At 42.2% G+C, this 18664-nt stretch carries 16 protein-coding genes and 3 pseudogenes; 17 read left to right on the plus strand and 2 right to left on the minus strand.

Going from position 1 to position 18664, the window contains the following annotated elements:
• Positions 1–78: 78 nt before the first annotated feature.
• The 10 genes from GFC28_RS19450 to GFC28_RS03415 all read left to right on the plus strand — a co-directional run bounded on the left by GFC28_RS19450 (position 79) and on the right by GFC28_RS03415 (position 10386).
• On the plus strand, positions 79–243 hold the full coding sequence (locus tag GFC28_RS19450) for a hypothetical protein (RefSeq protein ID WP_172798635.1): 165 nt from the start codon (positions 79–81) through the stop codon (positions 241–243).
• 527 nt (positions 244–770) lie between these two features.
• Positions 771–911, plus strand: a complete 141-nt coding sequence (locus tag GFC28_RS18685) for a YrzI family small protein (RefSeq protein WP_080861200.1) — start codon at positions 771–773, stop codon at positions 909–911.
• A gap of 136 nt (positions 912–1047) precedes the next feature.
• Positions 1048–2808: an ABC transporter ATP-binding protein gene (locus GFC28_RS03380; protein WP_044744011.1), complete on the plus strand. Its 1761-nt coding sequence runs from the start codon at positions 1048–1050 to the stop codon at positions 2806–2808.
• Positions 2805–4826 carry an ABC transporter ATP-binding protein gene (locus tag GFC28_RS03385; RefSeq protein ID WP_044744012.1) on the plus strand — a complete coding sequence of 674 codons (2022 nt, stop codon included), beginning with the start codon at positions 2805–2807 and terminating at the stop codon, positions 4824–4826. Before GFC28_RS03380 ends, GFC28_RS03385 begins: the two co-directional genes overlap by 4 nt.
• Before the next feature lie 155 nt (positions 4827–4981).
• The gene (locus GFC28_RS03390; protein WP_066329444.1) at positions 4982–6163 is read left to right on the plus strand and encodes an IS701 family transposase; all 1182 of its coding nucleotides are present in this window, start codon (positions 4982–4984) and stop codon (positions 6161–6163) included.
• Positions 6164–6425: 262 nt separating this feature from the next.
• Positions 6426–6866 (plus strand): PH domain-containing protein, encoded by a 441-nt coding sequence (locus GFC28_RS03395; RefSeq protein WP_004577731.1) that lies wholly within the window; start codon positions 6426–6428, stop codon positions 6864–6866.
• A 181-nt stretch (positions 6867–7047) separates the two neighbouring features.
• Positions 7048–7617: an SdpA family antimicrobial peptide system protein gene (locus GFC28_RS03400; protein WP_052661017.1), complete on the plus strand. Its 570-nt coding sequence runs from the start codon at positions 7048–7050 to the stop codon at positions 7615–7617.
• Complete coding sequence (locus GFC28_RS03405; RefSeq protein WP_044745799.1) at positions 7602–8552, plus strand: sporulation-delaying protein SdpB family protein; 951 nt, start codon at positions 7602–7604, stop codon at positions 8550–8552. The genes GFC28_RS03400 and GFC28_RS03405 overlap by 16 nt, the downstream gene beginning before the upstream one ends.
• Positions 8553–8916: 364 nt before the next feature.
• The gene (locus GFC28_RS03410; protein ID WP_044743090.1) at positions 8917–9609 is read left to right on the plus strand and encodes a sporulation delaying protein family toxin; all 693 of its coding nucleotides are present in this window, start codon (positions 8917–8919) and stop codon (positions 9607–9609) included.
• Positions 9610–9999: 390 nt separating this feature from the next.
• On the plus strand, positions 10000–10386 hold the full coding sequence (locus GFC28_RS03415) for a thiol-disulfide oxidoreductase DCC family protein (RefSeq protein WP_052123408.1): 387 nt from the start codon (positions 10000–10002) through the stop codon (positions 10384–10386).
• An 83-nt stretch (positions 10387–10469) separates the two neighbouring features.
• On the opposite strand, the pseudogene GFC28_RS19670 reads toward GFC28_RS03415, so the two are convergent.
• Positions 10470–10634, minus strand: a pseudogene (locus GFC28_RS19670) (ATP-binding protein); the annotation flags it as partial.
• A gap of 76 nt (positions 10635–10710) precedes the next feature.
• Here GFC28_RS19670 and GFC28_RS03425 point away from each other — a divergent pair.
• A protein-coding gene (locus GFC28_RS03425; protein WP_197478858.1) for an IS3 family transposase occupies positions 10711–11861 on the plus strand; the annotation gives its coding sequence in 2 pieces (ribosomal slippage) (positions 10711–10966 and positions 10966–11861; 1152 coding nt in all).
• A gap of 41 nt (positions 11862–11902) precedes the next feature.
• On the opposite strand, the pseudogene GFC28_RS20210 reads toward GFC28_RS03425, so the two are convergent.
• Positions 11903–12016 (minus strand): annotated as a pseudogene (locus GFC28_RS20210) (helix-turn-helix domain-containing protein); the annotation flags it as partial.
• Between the two features lie 214 nt (positions 12017–12230).
• Here GFC28_RS20210 and GFC28_RS03430 point away from each other — a divergent pair.
• The 6 genes and pseudogenes from GFC28_RS03430 to nagE all read left to right on the plus strand — a co-directional run bounded on the left by GFC28_RS03430 (position 12231) and on the right by nagE (position 18601).
• Positions 12231–12857 (plus strand): hypothetical protein, encoded by a 627-nt coding sequence (locus GFC28_RS03430; protein WP_197478857.1) that lies wholly within the window; start codon positions 12231–12233, stop codon positions 12855–12857.
• Between the two features lie 45 nt (positions 12858–12902).
• Positions 12903–14133, plus strand: a pseudogene (locus GFC28_RS03435) (IS701 family transposase).
• Between the two features lie 381 nt (positions 14134–14514).
• Complete coding sequence (nagA, locus tag GFC28_RS03440; protein WP_044742510.1) at positions 14515–15705, plus strand: N-acetylglucosamine-6-phosphate deacetylase; 1191 nt, start codon at positions 14515–14517, stop codon at positions 15703–15705.
• The gene (gene nagB, locus GFC28_RS03445) at positions 15692–16447 is read left to right on the plus strand and encodes a glucosamine-6-phosphate deaminase (RefSeq protein ID WP_044742511.1); all 756 of its coding nucleotides are present in this window, start codon (positions 15692–15694) and stop codon (positions 16445–16447) included. Before nagA ends, nagB begins: the two co-directional genes overlap by 14 nt.
• On the plus strand, positions 16444–17166 hold the full coding sequence (locus GFC28_RS03450) for a GntR family transcriptional regulator (protein ID WP_044742512.1): 723 nt from the start codon (positions 16444–16446) through the stop codon (positions 17164–17166). Before nagB ends, GFC28_RS03450 begins: the two co-directional genes overlap by 4 nt.
• Before the next feature lie 58 nt (positions 17167–17224).
• On the plus strand, positions 17225–18601 hold the full coding sequence (gene nagE, locus GFC28_RS03455; RefSeq protein WP_044742513.1) for an N-acetylglucosamine-specific PTS transporter subunit IIBC: 1377 nt from the start codon (positions 17225–17227) through the stop codon (positions 18599–18601).
• Positions 18602–18664: the final 63 nt, after the last annotated feature.

Here is an 18664-nt window from a genome sequence, read left to right on the forward strand (position 1 = left end):
AGAATGAATGGAGGACTACCTTTATTTATCCATCCAAATGAAGGTATAATGATAAAAAATGAAAAAAGGATGGGAATCATGCATATTGGTGATATCATTTTTCAATTGTTCGTTATCGTGATGCCGGCTTTGCTTATCACAGGAGTGGTTTTGTTTGTTTATTCCGTCAAAAAACGCAAAGCGCAATTAAATCGAATCGAGGAAAAATTGGCGGAAATGTCAAAGCTGCCGAATGAGCAATAGTTAGGGCGGAATCATCAACAACGAAGGCTATAGATTGAAAGTTTTCAACATGATCCGTCTCCCACCTATTAACAGAGTGTGGGTGGGAGAGGATCATGGAGAGCGTTTCAGTCTTCAGGCACATGGTATGGCGGGCATCTTTCGCTGGTTGGATATGTATAGAAAACGTAGAGCTTATTTTTCTTACGAATGATTTTGCAGAAAAAGGTTTACAACTTAGTTATCTTTGGATATAATTTACTTTGTAACATGATTTCGGAAGGAGGATGAACACAATGACTAACATGATGAAAGCTGTAGCATCTAAAAATGAATATGTGCGAACGATTCAACCTTCCGATTCTGTTATGGCTATCATTTTTTAACTGAAGAAGGAATGCCGCAGGGAAGGAGATCGTTTTTTCCTGCGGCTTTTTATGTAGATATAAAGCCGTGGGATGACGCTATTCCCGCGGCTTTTTTGCTTTTTTGAAGCCGCTGGAGACTCTTTTTCCATGCGGCTTTTTTATGAAAGGAGGTGGGAAAGAATGATGGTTCATCTGTTGTTTGTAACCATTACGATTCAACGAAGAAAGTGGACAATCGAAGAGATTGAACATGAGCAATTAGTCAAGAAGATTGAAGAAGAAATGATGGATCGTAAATGCGGTATATATCCGAGATTTTAATATTTGTTTGATCATCAACTAAGTGACTTAAAGGAGGAATACAAAAATGGAAATGAAATGGATGATGCTGGCATTACAAGCGAGAGAGATCAACAGCGGTTAGATGTAAACAAACAGTGAAAGGGGATGATTTGGAGTGTTTTCAGTATTATGGAAACTTCAAGCGTTTTTTAAACAGCATTGGAAACGATACACGATTGCGATTGTGCTTTTAGTAGTGGTCGGAATGTTAGAAATGATTCCTCCCAGGATCATCGGAATCGCGATTGATGATATGTATGTGAACGGTTTAGATAAAAGCCAACTGCTCAAGTACCTAGCTTTATTGTTAGGGTTAGCAGGCGTGATTTACAGCATCAACTATATATGGATGTATCAGCTGTTTGGCGGTGCGTTTTTACTTGAAAGAAGCTTGCGTTCCCGATTTATGAAGCACTTGCTTTCCATGACACCGACCTTTTACGAGAAAAACCGTACAGGAGACTTAATGGCAAGAGCGACAAACGATCTAAGAGCGATATCGATGACAGCCGGATTCGGCATCTTAACTCTCGTGGATTCAAGTGTATTTATGCTTGTTATTTTATTGACAATGGGGGGGCTCATTAGCTGGAAGCTGACTTTGGCGGCTTTGTTGCCGCTTCCAGTGATGGCAGTGGCGATGAACGTATACGGAAAAAAAATCCACGAACGCTTTACAAAAGCTCAAGATGCTTTTGGCGATATGAACGACTATGTACTCGAATCCATTTCCGGTGTTCGTGTCATTCGCGCTTATGTGCAGGAAAAAGAAGATGAGGCACGGTTTAAACGACTAACCGAAGAGGTATATCAAAAAAATATGAAGGTCGCCCGTATTGATTCATTATTTGATCCTACCATTAAAGTGCTGGTCGGCCTGAGTTATTTAATCGGCATCGGATATGGATCGTATTTAGTCTTTCATAAAGAAATGACGTTAGGAGAATTAGTTTCCTTTAATGTATATCTAGGAATGCTGATTTGGCCGATGTTTGCCATTGGCGAACTCATTAACATTATGCAGCGAGGCAATGCTTCGCTTGATCGCGTCAATGAAACGCTTGCCTATCTTCCAGATGTTCAAAACCACCCGCAGCCGGTCTTACTCGAAAAGCCAGAAACAATTGAATTTCAACAGGTAACGTTCCGCTATCCGTCAGCCACCATTCCGCATTTACAACATATATCTTTTTCGCTCCAACGAGGACAAACGCTTGGAATCGTCGGGCGAACAGGAAGCGGAAAAACGACGCTTATGAAACAGCTGCTGCGGCAATATCCATTGGGAGCAGGAAGCATAACGATTTCCGGTGTGCCGATTGAACGTATTCCAATGGAAGTCATTCAAAGCTGGATCGGATATGTTCCACAAGACCATATTTTATTTTCGAAAACAGTAAAAGAAAATATTTTATTTGGCCGAAAGGATGCGGACAGTGAAGAATTGCAGCGTGTGATTGAATTGGCTGCACTCCATAATGATATTCAGCTGCTGCCGCAGGGGCTTGATACATTAGTAGGAGAGAAGGGAATCGCGCTATCTGGAGGACAAAAGCAGCGGATTTCCATCGCTCGGGCGCTGTTACTCAATCCGGAGATTTTAATTTTGGATGATGCACTTTCAGCCGTCGATGCCAAAACAGAAGCAGCTATTATTGAAAATATTCGGCGCGAGCGCACCGGCAAAACAAATATCATTGTAACCCACCGCTTATCAGCCATTCAGCACGCGGATTGGATTCTTGTTTTGGAAAATGGAAGAATCATCGAGGAAGGCACACATGAGCAGCTATTAGAACAAAATGGCTGGTATAAAGAACAATTTATTCGTCAGCAAGCAGCAAAGGATCCAGAAAACAGCGGGGTGTTTTTATGAATACAGGTAAACGGCTAATCGCTTATGCGCTTCAGTACAAAAAAATCATTGTGGCGGCCTTATTTATGCTGGCGATTTCAGTGGCTGCCGAATTAACGGGTCCGTTGATCGCTAAAAAAATTATTGATCGACACATTTTAGGAATTGAATCTCCATGGTATGAGGCTGATAAAAATGACGATCAAGCGGTTTTTTATAATGGAAAATGGTATAAACGAAGCGACGATTTCGCTCAAGGAGAAGCAAAAGGCAAAGAAGTACGTTTGCTACAAATTGGCCGCGATTATTATTTTGTAGACCGCGCGATCACATTTGATGGCAAACGGTCGATTCAAAACGGGATGTTAGTGATTCAACATGGTGAGCAAAAAGCCGTATATCCGATTGAAAAACTGTCGAACAGCGAGCTGTTCCGTTTTTATCAGCCGGAAATTCGGTCGATTATTTATCTTTTGGCACTTTATTTTTCTTTGTTATTGGCGGCAACAGTGTTTCAGTATGGACAGCGCTACTGTCTGCAAATGGCGGCTAATCGCATTATTCAAACGATGCGCAAGGATTTGTTCGCTCATATCCAACGCCTGCCAATTCGCTATTTCGACCGCCTGCCTGTCGGAAAAATTGTCGCCCGCATCACAAATGATACCGAAGCCATTCGTGAATTGTATGTGACGGTGCTGGCTACTTTTTTTACAAGCACTATTTACATGACAGGAATTTTTATTGCCTTGTTTCTGTTAGATGTGCGCTTAGCGCTTCTATGCCTCATTCTTATTCCGATTTTAGCCGTCTGGATGAAAATTTACCGCCAATATGCGTCTCGCTATAACCATATTATTCGTTCACGGCTAAGTGACATTAATGCAATGGTCAATGAGTCTATTCAAGGCATGCCGATTATTCAAGCGTTTCGCAGACAAAAAGAAACTGAACGGGAATTTGAAACACTCAATCGCGAATATTTTGTGTATCAAAACAAGCTTCTAAACTTAAATTCGCTCACCTCCCACAATTTAGTAGGGGTGCTGCGCAATCTTGCCTTTGTCGCATTAATTTGGCATTTTGGCCACGATTCATTCAATCACCAAGCGATTTCACTCGGCCTTCTCTATGCGTTTGTTGATTATTTGAATCGCTTATTCCAGCCCATTACAGAAATGGTCAATCAATTGGCCAACCTAGAGCAGTCAAGAGTAGCAGCTCATCGTATTTTTACGCTTCTTGATGAAGAAGGGGAAGAGGTATATGATGGAGAGATGCCTCGCTATCAGGGAAATGTCGTATTTGAACATGTGTTTTTTGGATATAAAGAAGGGGAATATGTGCTAAAAGACATTTCTTTTTCTGCTAAGCCGGGCGAAACTATTGCACTTGTCGGCCACACGGGGTCAGGAAAAAGCTCGATCATGAATTTGCTGTTCCGTTTTTATGACATCGAAAAGGGACAGATTTTCATTGATGGGAAGGATATAAAAACCATCCCGAAACAGCTGCTTCGAAAACATATGGCGATCGTGTTGCAGGATGCGTTTTTATTTACAGGAACGATTGCTTCAAATGTCGGTTTAAATGATCCTGCTATTTCCCGACAGAAAATAGAACAGGCCCTTCGGGAGATTGGAGCCGATCAACTATTGGAAAATTTGCCAAATGGATTTGATGAACCAGTCGTGGAAAGAGGCAGCACCTTGTCATCGGGACAGAGACAGCTGATTTCGTTTGCACGGGCGTTGGCGTTTGATCCGGCTATTCTAGTGCTGGACGAAGCGACGGCCAACATCGATACAGAAACGGAGGCGACGATTCAAAAAGCGCTGGAAGTTTTAAAACAAGGACGGACAACATTTATTATTGCTCACCGTTTGTCAACCATTAAAAATGCGGATCAAATTCTCGTGCTAGATCGCGGGATGATTGTTGAACGCGGAACGCATGAAGAGCTAATGAAAAAAGAGGGAATCTATTATCATATGTATCAGCTGCAGCAAGGGAACAAAGAAACAACGAAAGCGGGTTAAAGGTAAAGGGGGCTAGCATTAGCCTCCTTCTAGATTACTGTAGATGAGCAAATCCACTAACATAAATTTACAACTAAACAAAAGAAGAGACATGAACCCGATTCCTTGGTTAGAATAGATGCGCTACCAACTACCCACAAGGAGGTTCATGTCTCATGAATAGACTAGCACATCATCAAGAAATTCACAAGTTTTTTACGATGTTAGGGTTGTCCCTTTATTTTTCAAAACCTGTCCTGAAGCATCTCGTTCATATCGTAGATGCGATGGTGACGAAAGGTTTTTCGGGAACGTTGACCGATCTTCATCATGGGAGCTTTCATCCGAACCATCGCACGACACTCAGCCATTTTTTCACGAAAAGCCCTTGGGAGGAAGAAACGCTGCTTCGCAAACTCCAGCAGTGGATCCTTCGTCGTGTCGAACGCAGCGCGAAACGAGAGAATCAACCCCTGTTTGTTTCGATCGATGATACGATTTGCCAAAAAACCAAGCCCTCGTCACGGGCCACGCACGCGATTCAAGGGTGTGATTGGCATTATTCTCATGCGGATAGAAAGTCTGTCTGGGGACATTCTCTTGTTTGGCTCATGGTTCATACGATGACCCAAGCGTTTCCCTTTGCGTTCCGCCTCTACGACAAGGCGGCTGGGAAAAGCAAGGGGGAACTCGCGATCGAGATGCTTTCTTCGTTGGATGTACAACGTCCCGTCTATGTGCTGATGGATTCGTGGTATCCCTCACAAGCGCTCGTGGAAGCTTGTCTGAAAAAGGGATTCCACGTCATCGCCATGCTCAAGACCAACCGAATTCTCTACCCGAAGGGCATCGCCGTCCAAGCGAAGCAGTTGGCCCGCTCCATCGAACCAGACGACACTCACCTCGTCACGGTGGGAGAAGAGCGTTATCGGGTGTATCGCTACGAAGGCGCTCTCAAAGGTCTCGATGATGCCGTGGTGCTGCTCGCTTGGAAAGCCGATCAGCCGATGACACCCGAACATCTTCACTGTGTCTTGAGCACCGACCGGGAGCTAAGCGATGAAGAGATCTTGCGCTACTATGCCCAGCGTTGGTCGATCGAATGCTTTTTTCGACAAGCGAAAGACCAGCTGAAGCTCGATGGGTACCGCGTTCGTCAAGTTCGAGCGGTGAAACGGTATGGGATGTTGGTGCAACTCGCTTATGTGTACAGCATGTTCGAGTCGAACGGCGAGGTTTCTAATGGGCTGGATCTCCTGCGCAAGAGAAAAGGACATCGCCTCGTGGAGTTCATTTACCATGCAGCGAAGCAAGATATCCCCATCGATGTTGTCAAAAAACAGCTCCATGTGGCATAAGGGGTGCCCCGTTTATCTCTTTTCGCATGGTAATTATTGTAATGAAAATTGCTCAACTACAGTTATAAAAATAATTTGACATCACAAGCAGGGTGAGAGTGTTAGAAATTACTTACAAATATGTCCTCTGTACATAAAAAATTCATGGCAAAAAATATCTCATAAAGTCTTTATTCAATTTTTTTAAGCATCACTTGTTTTTTACATATATAAACATGGTAAAATATAATAAACATAGATGTAAAAGGAAGGAGGGATTGAGTTGGTATTTTACTCGAAAAAAGGACCCATTAGTTCCATCCTGACATGGCTATTAATCGTTGGGAGTATTGCGTTGCCAACAGCTGTCCACTTAGAGTTAGGTACTATAGCGGAGGATCTAACTGTTACTGACAAAATTTTATTAACAGTCATTTGTAGTTTATTTACACTATTTTTGCTTTCAGGATGGTTCCATACATTTTACATTTTAACTGACAAAGTCTTAAAAGTTAGAGGAGGAATTTTTAGTTGGACAATTCCTCTTGAAGAGATTGAAGTGATTACTGAGTCTAAAAATCCTCTAGCGGCACCAGCTCTATCACTTGATCGTTTACAAGTAGTGTACGGGAAATCGAAGTTCATCTTAATTTCTCCTAAAGACAAATCGTTATTTTTAAAACAAATAAAAAAAATGAGGCCAGAAATAATCGTTGAATGTTAAATTGGTTTGGTTCAAAAAGACTAGATGCCTTAGAGGTGTTTAGTTCTTTTTTTTACTTTTTTGGTAATTATATGTTCACAAAATAAAGAAATTGATTTATTATTAAGATGAATTCTGTTTTTTAGATTTTTGTGAATATTATAAATTAAATCTATTAGGATATTAGGAAGGTGTTAATGTAATGAACAAAGGAGAAATTATAAGTATTCGTGATAAAAAGGCACTAGGCGCAACTTTTTTAATTACAGTCTGTGCTTTGATTATACTGTTTGTTTACGCGATCCATGCTGCCCTACCTACTAATCCAGTCACACTACCGTTCGAAAGTAAGATCAATATGATCAAATGGTTTCCTCAAGGATGGGGCTTTTTTAGTAAGGATCCCAGAGAGGAACAATTTTTCGCATACGACATGAAAACAGGTAATTCTGTTTTTACCTTTCCTAATAACCGGCCTGAGAATTTTTTTGGTTTAAGACGATATGGGAGAGCACAAGGAATTGAGTATGGTCGCATTTACTCAAATATTCCTCCCTCTGCTTGGAGCACCTGTAAAAAGGATCCTATGGATTGTCTAAATCAGTTAGAAAAAAGTATAGAAGTAAAAAATGACATTCCTAATCCGACAATATGTGGAGAAGTAGGAGTGGTAAATAAAAAACTTGTGCCTTGGGCTTGGAGTAAAAGTATGGAAAATATTAAAATGCCATCTAAAGTAGTAAGGGTGAATGTATTATGCTCCAAAAGATAGGCAACCAGGTTTATGAATGGGTAGTCAATCAAAATCCTTGGACCAATGTCTATGGGCTAGCAAGAAGCTTAATTGCATTTTCCACAGCTCTTACATTATTAGTAAACGATGTGACAACGTTTTTTAGACCTGTTGCAGGTGTAGATACATATCCTAACTGCACAAATAACCATTTGTCAATTTTTTGTTTAGTACCAGCAGATTATTTTTATTTAAATGTCGCTAAATGGATTGCTATTATTATTCTTTTAATTACTGCTAGTGGTTGGCGTCCAAGAATAACAGGGATTTTACATTGGTGGATAGCATTCAGTTTACAGACGTCCGCTGTTACATTAGACGGGGGAGAGCAGGTTGCACAAGTTTTGACCTTCCTAATGATTCCTATTACATTAACAGATCCAAGAAAGTGGCATTGGGAATCTATTAAAAAATATGATCATTCTATTAAAGCATTGCATGCTAGAGTAGTAGCTTTGGTTTGTTTTGGATGTATTAGGTTTCAGGTAAGCATTATTTACTTCCATGCTGCAGTAGCCAAATACTTTAGAGAGGAATGGATCGATGGAACAGCACTTTATTACTATTTATCCGATCCAATGCTAGGTTTACCAAATTTTATTAAAAAATTTGCAGATCCCATTTTAACAAGCCCTCTAGTAGCATTTTTTACTTGGGGAACAACCGTTTTAGAGTTATTTCTTTTCTTAGGCTTATTTGCTAAAGATAAATGGAAAAAACCACTTCTAATAAGTGGATTTATTCTGCATGGTTTGATTGCTATTATGTTAGGACTCATTAGTTTTGCAATCATTATGTTTGCTGCTTTAATTCTTTATTTAAGACCTTTGGATAAAGAATACAAGTTTGGTAAAGGGAAATTTAAGTTTAGTTCCAATAATGAGGCAACAATGATTGAAAAACAAGGGGCCTAACATAATTAAAAATAAACAAGGTAGGTGGTATGTGACCGCTAAATAAAACTGAACAGAATTCGATTGATTAAATTGAACAGTTTTTAACCAGTTAGAAGCATGCACTTTACATGGAGTGGCGTACATGATAGCCTCGTTTCATGCGGCTGATTCTTGTTGTTGCTCGCTTTTTAGGAAATATCTTGTACACAGAGGCTCCATGTCAAGTGATAGGGATTACGCTGGAATTTCCAGAAAAGTGTTCACTCTTATTTAGCGAAAACGGTTCAATTTTTCTCGTCGGTTACATGGTAGATGAAAAAGGTTAAACACACCTCATCTTATTATTCTCTTCATTAAAAAATTAAAAAAAGGGGGAATTAAAATGAACAAGAAAATAGCAAGAAAAGTAATATCTAGTACATTATCTGTAGCTCTATTAACGGGTTTAGGTACCCAAGTGGCGAGTGCTAAAACTGTAGACACGTATAAAGAACGATGGTTTGAATTATTTAGCAACAATGCTGATAAGAGAGAAGACAAACAAATTAAAGAGGATATTGCTAAATATAGTGGAGAAACCATTTTTAAAGGCTTACTATTCGGACAAGGTCCTGTTAGTAAGTTATTCCCTGAGATTTGGACGCCAAAGATTTCAAAAAAAATATCCACGGAGGAAAATAAAAAAGCTGTTGCATTTATTATTCAGGAAATGAAAAAGTTAGATCCTAGTTTCTTTGTTAGATTCAAAGAAAAGATTACGAGTGGAGATCAATTAAAAGTTGATGAAGCAATGAGGGAAGGAGCAGAATTATTTGAAAAAGTATTAAAAAAACATAATGCAAAAAAACGAGAAAATATAACTGATACAGCAACTGGTATGTGCATGGTAGGATATCAAGTATATACTTATGTGCTATATGTACAAATTGGTGGAGCAGTCGAAACATTTGTCGCAGTTGCTGGCGTATATGTATATGCCGGTGTAAAATTCTGGCCAAAATCTACAGCAAATAGTAGTGATCTTGAAAAAGAAATGTTTATAAATACAGTTGTAGAACGATTGAGTATCGAATAATAAACTGTACTTGAACATACAAATAAAAGGGGGACATGAACCTGATTCGTTGGTTAGAGTAGATGTAACACTAAACTATTACACAAGAAGGTTCATGTCTCTCGAATAAACTATCACTTACTAAGAGATCCGCAATATCTTATCTTCTTTAGAGTGATCGCTACATATTCGAAAGTGGTGATGAGTCCTTTGGTTATTTTATGCCATAGTGACCCGAGAATTCAGCGGAACGAAGACGGATGTTCACCGTTTTAGTTTTCACATAAGGTATCGAGCCAATTTGAGATATTTCTAAATAAGGAAGTTAGGGTCGAATATGGCTTCTTCATGCTTTACACTACTATATCATATGCCATTTTCAAATGTGTGTCAAAGAACTAGGGTGATATTATGATTAAAGATATATTTAAGATAGATGTATATTATGACAGTTGGTGTCCAATGTGTACATCCATTAAGAAAAAGATTGAATATCTAGATTGGTTTCGATTAGTTAACTTTATCTCTTTCCGCGATGGAGATTTAAAAATAGATATCGATAAATCTAATTTAGAAGAAAGAATGCATGCAAAAATCTTTAGAAATGGAAAAATTGTCACTGATGTAGATGCCTTTTCTGCTATAGCTATAAGGGTACCCTTATTAGTCCCTATGTATTTTGTACTTAGGTTGAGTAGTATCCTCGGTTTTGGTAAACAATTATATGATCATATAGCAAAAAAGAGAAAGATTGTTCCCGTAGGACATTGTAAAGAGAATTGCTACATCAAAAGATAGAGGTATGACAAGTATAATACGTTTTCCGACATGTAAAATTTTATATCACCAACATTACTCTGCAGCTTTGCCATGTGTTGTTGTCAAGGCCGATTATTTTTTCCCCAAAATCGCCGGTTTAAAATTCCCCAGAAGGACCTTTCATTGATCCTTCTGTTTTCTTGTTGAATCCTCTTTTCCCGTAATCGATAGCTTTCCCCCTTTAGATTAAAAATGATGGAATGATGCAGTAATCGATCTAACATCGCTTGATGCTAGACTAAATAGTGGACACCGAGAATCGAGAATGCGACAATAAACCTAGTAAAGTCGAGGTGTCCGAAGATGAGTCAGAAATATGACAAAGAGTTCAAAATCCAAACCGTAAAAATGATTCAGGAACAGGGGAAGCCGGTGGCGCAGGTCGCCCGAGAATTGGGCGTATCCGACAATACTCTGTACCGCTGGATCAACGAATTCAAACAGGATCCGGTCAATGCGTTTCGCGGCAGCGGCAACCTGAAAATCGAGGAAAAAACCCTTCTCGAAATGCAGAAACGAATCCGCCAACTCGAGATGGAGAACGAAATTTTAAAAAAGGCGATGCACATCTTCGCAAAAGACCGGAACGGATCTTTGCGTTTATCCACAAACACCGCTCCAAGTATCCGGTATCGGAGATGTGCAAGGTTTTGAACGTATCCCGGAGTGGTTATTATCAATGGACCAGGCGCCAGGAAAGCGAGCAAAAGAAACGTCGCCGAGAACTGGAACAACAGATTAGCCGTATCTTTGTGGACTCGCGTCGCCTGTACGGCAGCCCGAAGATCGCTCAAGTCTTGCGCCAGCAAGGTGTTCGGGTATCCGAAAAAACGGTCGCCCGCATCATGAAGGAACTGGGGCTTAAGTCGCGCACCGTCAAGACATACAAGGCGACGACGAACTCGAACCACAATCTGCCCGTGCATGACAATGTGCTGAACCAGCAGTTCAGGGCACAAGCTCCCCATCAAGTCTGGATGGCGGACATCACTTACGTTCCGACAGACGAGGGATGGCTCTATGTCGCGAGCGTGATGGACTTGTACACGCGCAAAATCGTAGGCTGGCACGCCGATGAGCGAATGACCAAGGAATTGGTCCTGCAAGCTCTGGATCAGGCTTACAACCGTCAACGGCCGAAAGGCGAAGTCCTGCATCATTCCGATCGCGGCAGCCAATACGCATCTCATGAGTACCAAAAACGGCTCTTGAAATACGGGATGAAATGCAGCATGAGCCGCAAGGGCAACTGCTATGACCATGCCTGCATCGAATCGTTCCACAGCGTGCTCAAAAAGGAACTCGTCTATCTGGAGAAGTTCAGAACCCGCAAGGAAGCCCAAAGTCGGATTTTTGAATACATCGAGTTTTTCTACAACCGGAAACGCGTACATTCCGCTATCGGGTATCTTACACCTTTTCAATACGAACAAATGTACGGTCAAATTGCGTAATTTTCTCGATTCTGGCTGTCCAATCTATTGACAGAGGTCCAAATATATTTTCGGACGGTTTTCCGATCGATCCCCCATTTCCTCGCCATATCGGAAATACTCATTCCCCTTTCATACATTTCTTTGATCATAAAAAATTCCCCTCTCGTCATCATGAACCATAGCTCCTCTCATTGACACGATGGTTCTATTGTAAGTGAGGAATTTTATTCCGGCTATATTGGGGATTTTATCATCGGCTTTAACATTGTTTCAGATATAAACCAAGTAAAGGAACATTTCAATAATGATGTGTTCGTTTTTTTTGTTTTTTTTTTTGGAAATGTTGTTGAAAACGGGGATGTATCCACGTTGAAAGGAGTTTTCGACGTGGCTTTTTTGTTGCAAATCCAAGAAACATATATTGAAGAATGGCATGATTGCTATTTGTCGGAGTCAAAGAAAACAGGTTTTGTCTGTACGCTACAATTGGCTAACAAAAAACACAGTTTCTATGGTCTTAACGATTTAGACGCATTGCTCAAAGAGACGAAAAAACGAAAAACTGATGTGTATTTAAGCCTGAACGCTTTCGAATATGGTTCACGCACAACCAAAGCATTAAAACAGATCCGTAACATCGGCGTTGATATTGATTGCTACAAAGTCAATGTTTCCATTTCAAAGGCTTTAGAAGAGATTAAGCAGCTGATCATTAAAGGGAGAATCCCTAATCCCAATTTAGTGATTTTCTCTGGGCGCGGTCTGCAGCTGGTCTATTCCATTAGCGGCGGAGCGGCGCCGACAATGGCTTTCCTGTCTCAATACATTACCACTCAACATATCGCTACATTAAAGCATTTAGGAGCGGATACAGCCGCTACAGATGTGACGTGTGTATTTCGCTTGCCTTATAGCATTAACGGCCGGAATGGCCAGCAAGTTACCGTGGAGATATGGAGAACATTAGAGTACAGTTTAGAAGAATTATATACTGTAGATGAGCAAATCCACTAACATAAATTTACAACTAAACAAAAGAAGAGACATGAACCCGATTCCTTGGTTAGAATAGATGTGCTACCAACTACCCACAAGGAGGTTCATGTCTCATAATAGACTAGCACATCATCAAGAAATTCACAAGTTTTTTACGATGTTAGGGTTGTCCCTTTATTTTTCAAAACCTGTCCTGAAGCATCTCGTTCATATCGTGGATGCGATGGTGACGAAAGGTTTTTCGGGAACGTTGACCGATCTTCATCATGGGAGCTTTCATCCGAACCATCGCACGACACTCAGCCATTTTTTCACGAAAAGCCCTTGGGAGGAAGAAACGCTGCTTCGCAAACTCCAGCAGTGGAGCCTTCGTCGTGTCGAACGCAGCGCGAAACGAGAGAATCAACCCCTGTTTGTTTCGATCGATGATACGATTTGCCAAAAAACCAAGCCCTCGTCACGGGCCACGCACGCGATTCAAGGGTGTGATTGGCATTATTCTCATGCGGATAGAAAGTCTGTCTGGGGACATTCTCTTGTTTGGCTCATGGTTCATACGATGACCCAAGCGTTTCCCTTTGCGTTCCGCCTCTACGACAAGGCGGCTGGGAAAAGCAAGGGGGAACTCGCGATCGAGATGCTTTCTTCGTTGGATGTACAATGTCCCGTCTATGTGCTGATGGATTCGTGGTATCCCTCACAAGCGCTCGTGGAAGCTTGTCTGAAAAAGGGATTCCACGTCATCGCCATGCTCAAGACCAACCGGATTCTCTACCCGAAGGGCATCGCCGTCCAAGCGAAGCAGTTGGCCCGCTCCATCGAACCAGACGACACTCACCTCGTCACGGTGGGAGAAGAGCGTTATCGGGTGTATCGCTACGAAGGCGCTCTCAAAGGTCTCGATGATGCCGTGGTGCTGCTTGCTTGGAAAGCCGATCAGCCGATGACACCCGAACATCTTCACTGTGTCTTGAGCACCGACCGGGAGCTAAGCGATGAAGAGATCTTGCGCTACTATGCCCAGCGTTGGTCGATCGAATGCTTTTTTCGACAAGCGAAAGACCAGCTGAAGCTCGATGGGTACCGCGTTCGTCAAGTTCGAGCGGTGAAACGGTATGGGATGTTGGTGCAACTCGCTTATGTGTACAGCATGTTCGAGTCGAACGGCGAGGTTTCTAATGGGCTGGATCTCCTGCGCAAGAGAAAAGGACATCGCCTCGTGGAGTTCATTTACCATGCAGCGAAGCAAGATATCCCCATCGATGTTGTCAAAAAACAGCTCCATGTGGCATAAGGGGTGCCCCGTTTATCTCTTTTCGCATGGTAATTATTGTAATGAAAATTGCTCAACTACAGTAGATTATTGACAAACGTCAATGGATCTCGTTCGTCCGCTCAGAACGTCCCTTGTTCGATTCTCGTCCGCACTCGGCTATGTTCCTTGTTCACCAAGTTTAAGCCCATCTGATGCGAAACCCATCACAAACAATGAAGGATGGTTAACATATTAGCCTTTTTATTTTATTTGCGCTATTTCCATGCCTATGAAGACGGCCAGATTCGTTTGTTGATAGCGAATCAATGTCCTCATACATATCTATAAAAATATTAAATTGGTATAGACAACTATATAATATAATGTTAAGATGACTTTAAGGAAAGAAGGGGTGCGAGAATGGATCAGTTTTTACTAAAAAATGCGACGATCTATGCGGAAAACGAACAGATTCAACGAGGATATTTATTAATTGAAAATGGCAAAATAACCTACGTCGGCCCAACCCCTCCGCCATCCAATGCTAAGGAAATTGAATTAAGCATTCATGATTGTGTGCTTCCTGGTTTTATCGATCTTCATATTCACGGTGCTGCTGGTGCTGATGTGATGGATGCCACAGCAAAAGCTTTACAAACAATGGCCTCCGTATTGCCAAAGGAAGGAACCACTAGCTTTCTAGCAACCACGATGACAGCAGCTTCCAGCGAGATTGAAAAAGCGGTGAAAAATGTAGCGAACTATATGGCACATGACAATCGGCCCGGAGAAGCAGAGGTGCTCGGAATTCACTTAGAGGGGCCTTTTCTTTCGCCAAAGCGGGCGGGTGCCCAGTATCCCCGCAATATCATCAAGCCGGATATTGAACTCTTCAAAAAATGGCAGAAGGAAGCCAATGGGCATATCCGTCTTGTCACACTGGCGCCAGAGGAAGAAAACGGGCTGTCTCTTACTGCATATTTAAAGGAGACAGGAGTGATTGCCTCCATTGGCCATTCTGATGCGGTTTATGCCGAAGTGAAAGAAGCCATTCAAGCCGGGGTGACACAGGCTACGCATTTATTTAACGGTATGCGCGGACTGCATCATCGGGAACCTGGGGTGGTCGGCGCGGTGTTGATGCATGAGGAAGTATTATGTGAAATTATCGCAGACGGCATTCATGTAGCACCTGAAATGGTTCGCTTTGCTTATCGCAACAAAGGAAGCGAGGGATTGATTGCGATTACCGATGCAATGCGCGCCAAATGTCTCGGTGAAGGGCAGTATGATCTGGGAGGTCAGCAAGTCACCGTTCGGGGAAAACAAGCTACATTAAAAGACGGGACGCTTGCAGGAAGCATACTGAAATTAAAGGATGCTGTGAAAAATATAATGGAATTTACCCGGTGTTCGCTTGAAGAAGCGATCCGCATGGCGAGCTGGAACCCTGCTAAACAATTAGGCATTCTTGATCGAAAAGGAAGCATTCTCCCAGGTAAAGATGCTGATATAGTCGTGCTTAATCAAGAACGGGAGGTTATCCTAACTTTTTGCCGGGGAAGGCTAGCCTATGCCAAACAGGAGGTGTTGCGCAGTGAAAATCATTGAAGTACGCGACTACAAAGAGATGAGCCAAAAAGCAGCGGAGTGGATCATCCATCAAGTGCGAATCAATCCGCATTCAGTGCTCGGACTAGCCACTGGAGGAACGATGCTTGGAACTTATGCGGCGCTTGTGGAAGATTATCGAAATCACCAAACAACCTACCGCCATGTTCATACGGTGAATTTAGATGAATATATCGGACTGGATGGCGATCATCCTAGCAGTTACCGGTATTATATGAATCATCATTTTTTCCATTTCATTGACATCCCGCCATCGCAGACGCATATTCCGAATGGGCTTGCGGAGGATGTCGAAGCAGAATGCCAGCGTTATGAGGAGATGATCCAAGCAGTAGGAGGAATAGATTTACAAATCGTGGGGATTGGCCAAAACGGTCATATCGGCTTTAATGAACCTGGCACTTCATTTGATTCTACTACTCATGTAGTGAGGCTAGCTGAATCAACCCGAAAAGCCAATGCGCGCTTTTTCTCTTCCATAGAAGAAGTGCCAACCCATGCGATTACAATGGGAATAGCGACCATTATGAAGAGCAAGCAAATTCTTTTATTAGCATCAGGAGAGGAAAAAGCCACGATCTTATCTCAGTTATTAGAAACAGAAGTAACACCAGCGATCCCGGCCTCCATTTTGAAAACACATGACAATGTCACCATCATGGCTGATCAAAAAGCGCTCGCTTTAGTTAGTGAAGAACAGAGAAAGGTGTATGCACAATGATTAATAAACATTCGCCGCTTCCGATTTACTATCAGCTTGAACAGGGAATTAAAGAAATGATTGAAAAAGGACAGCTGCAACCAGGAGAAATGATTCCCTCTGAACGGGAATGGTCAGAACGATATGACATTAGCCGAATGACAGTTCGACAGGCAATCAACAATCTAGTGAATGACGGCTATTTAGTGAGACAACGCGGCAAAGGAACGTTTGTCGCGACGAAAAAAATTGAGCAGCCGCTAAAAGGGCTAACCAGCTTTTCAGAGGATATGCGGGCAAGAGGAATGGAACCGGGCACAAAGGTATTAAGCTTTAGTACCATTCCGGCGAGCTCTTCATTAGCAGGACAGCTTCATGTTTCGGAAGGAGAAGAAGTCTACGAAATCAGACGCCTTCGCCTTGCTGATCAGCTGCCGATCGCCTTGGAGATCGCCTATGTTCCATGTTCGCTTGTTCCTCATTTAACAGAAGAAATTGTAAGCGGTTCCTTTTATGAATTTATTGAGCAGAAACAGCTACTGACGATTCGATCCGCTACACAAATATTAGAAGCATCTGTGGCTCGAAAAGTTGAGGCCGATCTTTTGCAAATTAAAGAAGGGGCCCCCGTGCTACTGATCCAGCGCAACAGCTATTTAGAAAACGGTCAGCCGCTTGAGGTCGTGAAGTCGGTGTATCGAGCTGACCGCTATAAATTTATGATTGAAATGGAACGATAATCGATTTCATGAAGTGTACGTTATGAAATGATAGATGGGAAAAGGAGAGAGGATGCTTATGTTAGGTTTTTTACAAAGGCTCGGCAAAGCGTTAATGCTGCCGATCGCTGTTTTGCCGGCAGCGGCCTTGCTGCTTCGTTTAGGTCAGCCCGACTTACTCGATATTCCTTTTGTCGCCGAGACAGGAAATGCTGTGTTCGCCAATTTGCCTTTGCTATTTGCGATCGGGGTTGCAGTAGGACTAGCAAAAGATAACAACGGTGCTGCTGCTTTAGCTGGGGCGATCGGATATTTCATCTTAACCAAAGGAGCCGTTTCCATTAACAAGGACATTGATATGTCCGTGTTAGGCGGGTTTATTTCCGGAATTGCGGCCGGTTTGCTGTATAATCGCTATCATAATATCAAATTACCGGATTGGCTTGGTTTTTTCGGCGGCAAACGGTTTGTGCCGATTATCACTTCGCTGACAATGCTAATCGCAGCGCTTGTTGCTGGCTATGTTTGGCCGCCGATCCAAGACGGCATTAATGCGGTCGGCGAATGGATTGTTGGTCTCGGTGCGGTTGGAGTCGGTATTTTCGGCTTTTTAAACCGTCTATTAATCCCAGTTGGTTTACATCACGTCTTAAATAGTTTAGTATGGTTTGTGTTTGGAGAATTTGCTGGAAAAACGGGCGATCTTAATCGCTTTTTTGCGGGGGATCCAAGCGCAGGAATTTTTATGGCCGGGTTTTTCCCGGTGATGATGTTTGGTCTTCCGGCGGCAGCGCTGGCTATGATCGCTACCGCCAAAAAAGAACGCCGCAAAATGGTAGCAGGCGCGTTGCTTGGAGTTGCGTTTACTTCCTTTTTAACAGGTGTGACGGAACCTATTGAATTTTTATTTATGTTTTTATCTCCGCTGCTTTATGTTGTTCACGCTGTGTTGACAGGCCTTTCGCTCGCGATTGCAACGATGCTTGGCATCCATCACGGTTTTGGTTTTTCAGCTGGCGCGATCGACTTTTTCTTAAACTGGGGAATTGCGCAAAAACCGCTCTTATTGCTACTACAAGGAATGATCTATGGCGGAGTTTATTTTATCGTCTTCTATTTTCTTATCAAAAAGCTTGATTTAAAAACACCAGGACGTGAAGACGACGATGAAGAAAATTTAGCATTCCATGATGAACCAACCACCTCCGCAACCACCAAATATGAGGCATTAGCAGAGAAATATATGGAAGCGCTTGGCGGAAAAGAGAATTTAACAACGATTGATCATTGTGTGACGCGCTTGCGTCTAAAAGTAAAGGATATGTCAAAGGTACAAGATAACCAGTTAAAACAACTTGGGGCTAAAGGGGTCATCCGTCTCAATCAAACCGATCTTCAAGTCGTCATTGGCACCGATGTAGAGTTTATTGCGAATGAAATGAAAAAGCAGGGATAGAGAAAGCGAACGGACCATTGCTGCAAAAGAATGGTCCGTTATGTTCGGAAAGTACCGTAAAGA

Source organism: Anoxybacillus sp. B2M1 (assembly GCF_001634265.1).
GTDB lineage: Bacteria > Bacillota > Bacilli > Bacillales > Anoxybacillaceae > Anoxybacteroides > Anoxybacteroides rupiense.